Genomic DNA, 3,272 nt, shown 5'->3' with positions numbered 1-3,272 from the left:
CGTATTCAGATAAAAGGGAATTGAAAATATTAAATTTCCCTACTTTGCCTACTAAATTATTGATCAACACTACTTCTTCCTCCGAATCTTCGACCTTTACAACCGCATGACGATGAGAAAAAGTACCTCTTTCTACGTCTTGCCCAGAAATACGAACATCATATCCTTCTTTTAATAACGATCCATAAGCTAAATGTTCTGCCATAGCCCAATCCAACTTATTGGTTTCGAAAAACATTGTTTTTCTATCGTTTATTAGTTTCTGGATTTTGCTGATAAACTTTTTATCCGCCGGTAAATTACAAATTGCATTTGCAACATCAGTAAGCCCTTCTTTAGGATAAGAAGTATCTACATTTAAAAGCATTTGTACATCTGTAACCTGTTCGAAACCTTTCCATTCATTTTTCATAAATGGCGTAATAATCGTCAAGTCTTTTTTACGAGATGCTTCAAGATTTACTTCAAGATTTGACTTGTATTCTTTTTCTAATCCATTTACATAAGTAGCATCAATAACGCCTTCTGACAAGAGTTTCTCTGCATAGATATCCCTAGGATTTTGATGTTTTGCAATAATTTTATACAGAACTGGTTGCGTAAAACGAGGCTCATCACCTTCATTATGCCCATATTTTCTATATCCTAATAGATCAATGAATACATCTTTACCAAATTGCATTCTGAAATCTAAAGCAAATGACATCGCATGTACCACCGCTTCAGCATCATCTGCATTAACGTGCAATACTGGCGAAAGTGTTACTTTGGCAACATCTGTACAATAGGTTGATGAACGTGCATCCAAATAATTAGTTGTAAAACCAACTTGATTATTGATCACAATATGAATTGTACCTCCCGTTTTGTATCCATCCAATTGCGCCATTTGCACAATTTCATAAAGAATTCCCTGACCAGCGATTGCTGCATCACCGTGAACGGCAATTGGCAATACTTTTGAGAAATCGTTAGGAAAATATTTATCTTGTTTTGCTCTGGTAATTCCTTCAATTACCGCACCTACTGTTTCAAGATGCGAAGGATTTGGAGCCAAATTAATATTAATATTTTTTCCTGATCGGGTTACTTTTTCAGCTGTAAGCCCTAAGTGGTATTTTACGTCACCATCAAAATACTCCTGATCATAGTCTTTTCCGTCAAATTCTCCAAAAATGTCCTGGGTAGATTTACCAAAAATATTGGCTAAAACATTCAAACGACCACGATGTGCCATTCCCATAACAAATTGCTCTACTCCCTGCTCTGCTGCTTTTTCTATTAAAGCATCAAGTGCCGGAATAATAGATTCTCCTCCTTCAAGTGAAAATCGTTTCTGACCTACATATTTTGTATGCAAGAAATTCTCAAAAGAGACGGCTTGATTTAATTTTTCAAGGATTGATTTCTTTTCATCAACAGAAAAACTGGGTTGGTTATCATTTTTCCCTAATTTTTTCTGGATCCATTCCACTACTTCCGGTTTACGAATATACATATATTCGACCCCAATATGCTGACAGTAAATAGTCTCAAGGTGCAATATAATTTCCTGAAGTGTACAGGGTTGAATCCCGATAACTTTAGCCGCATCAAAAACCGTATTTAAATCGGCTGAAGAAAGACCAAAATTAACAATGTCTAATGTAGGAGATGTTGTTCGTCTGTCTCTTACGGGATTTGTTTTTGTAAACAAATGTCCACGAGAACGATACCCGTCAATCAGCTTTAATACATTAAATTCTTTTTGAAGCTTTTCCGACACATGCGTACTCTCCATATTCCCAGAAGCAACATTTGCTATATAGGTTACTGGATTCTCCTCATTATAAGTCGTCATTCCAAAGTCGAAACCTTGAAAAAAACTTCTCCAACTTGGCTCTACGCTATCTGGATTTACTAAATATTGATCGTATAATTGTGCGAAAAATTCGGTGTGTGCTGCGTTTAAAAATGAAAACCTATCCATATTGTTAGTGTCTGTACTTTTTTGTTAAATAGTTTGACAAAAGTACAATAATCCAGTATATCTAAATCTATTTTTTAACTACTTTTACGTAAAGATTTGTTAAAATAACCAACGAAATATGAAAAAAACACGCCTTTTACCCATTTTAAAACCAATTCTGATTTTTTCGGCCCTCTTGTCTTCCGGTTTTTTATTGGCTCAACAGCAAACGACATCGCCTAAAACTCAAAGTGATTTCTGGAGAAAAGTTCAATTTGGCGGAGGCATCGGATTAAGTTTTGCTTCCGGTTATACGGATGTTTCTCTTGCACCAAGTGCTATTTACAATTTTAATCAGTATGTGGCTTTGGGGGTTGGCGCTCAATACACTTATGTAAAGCAAAAAAATTATTATGCATCCCATTTATATGGAGCAAGCGTAATAGGGTTGTTTAATCCAATCCAAGAAATCCAACTTTCGGCAGAAATAGAAGAATTGAGAGTGAATGTTAATTTAATTGGCACTAACAGCAATTCACAAGATTATTGGAATACCGGTTTATTTCTGGGTGCTGGTTACAGGGCAGGAAATGTGACTATTGGTGCTCGATATAACGTTCTAAGCGACAACGACAAAGTTTATGGCAACGCATTCATGCCATTTGTACGGGTTTATTTTTAATATAAAACACAATTACTCATGAACAATCAACTATCTATTTTCAAAATTACGTTGTGCCTTGTCTTATTTATCAGTAGCACAATACTGTTTTCACAAACTGTAAAAGATACAATTCAACCAAAAAAAGCAGACACAACTGAGGTTAAACAGCCAAAAAAATTAAAATTTGGGTGTGGGTTTGGACTGAATTTTGTTGGAGGCACCAATATTAGCATTTCACCTAATTTGACCTACTCGCTTAGTGATAAAATTGCTATCGGAGGAGGATTGCAAGCAAGTTATGCTGCCATAAAAAACGTGCAAAACACGACTACTTTTGGAGCAAACCTGTTAGGACAATACAAGCCCGTAAAAAAAATAATGATTCTCTTAGAATTTGCTGAGTTAAATGTTTCAACAAAGAAAACTACTCCTACAGAGCAAAGCACTAATAGCTATTGGGATTCAGCACTTTTTGTCGGAGCTGGATTTACTATTACAAGCAAGATAACCGTTGGAGCTAAATATAATTTCCTGTATAAAGAAGGAAAAAGCGTTTATACCAGTCCGGTCATTCCGTTTGTAAATATTACTTTTTAGTTTTAATACTTATTTCTAAACCAAACTTTTTGCCATTCCCTTTTTAGAATCAAAAAAGACACG

3 protein-coding genes are annotated in these 3,272 nt (G+C 35.2%); 2 read left to right on the top strand and 1 reads right to left on the bottom strand.

Translation table 11 applies throughout. The features are described from left to right. On the bottom strand, positions 1-1,969 hold a 1,969-nt coding region (locus ACH2BP_RS10730; protein WP_395059740.1), incomplete at its 3' end, for a 2-oxoglutarate dehydrogenase E1 component. Between the two features lie 118 nt (positions 1,970-2,087). Between ACH2BP_RS10730 and ACH2BP_RS10725 the strand changes: the two genes are divergently transcribed. Further along, positions 2,088-2,630 carry a hypothetical protein gene (locus ACH2BP_RS10725; protein WP_395059738.1) on the top strand — a complete coding sequence of 181 codons (543 nt, stop codon included), beginning with the start codon at positions 2,088-2,090 and terminating at the stop codon, positions 2,628-2,630. 18 nt (positions 2,631-2,648) lie between these two features. Further along, the gene (locus ACH2BP_RS10720) at positions 2,649-3,209 is read left to right on the top strand and encodes a hypothetical protein (RefSeq protein ID WP_395059736.1); all 561 of its coding nucleotides are present in this window, start codon (positions 2,649-2,651) and stop codon (positions 3,207-3,209) included. The last annotated feature ends 63 nt before the right edge of the window (positions 3,210-3,272 follow it).

This window comes from Flavobacterium sp., from assembly GCF_043756175.1.
Classification (GTDB): Bacteria; Bacteroidota; Bacteroidia; order Flavobacteriales; family Flavobacteriaceae; genus Flavobacterium.
This window is presented reverse-complemented; position numbering and strand designations above follow the sequence as displayed.

What these genes read in the sequence shown, in the direction of transcription:
- ACH2BP_RS10725 (WP_395059738.1), top strand. Translation starts at nt 2,088, where the DNA reads ATGAAAAAAACACGCCTTTTACCCATTTTAAAACCAATTCTGATTTTT.
- ACH2BP_RS10720 (WP_395059736.1), top strand. Translation starts at nt 2,649, where the DNA reads ATGAACAATCAACTATCTATTTTCAAAATTACGTTGTGCCTTGTCTTA.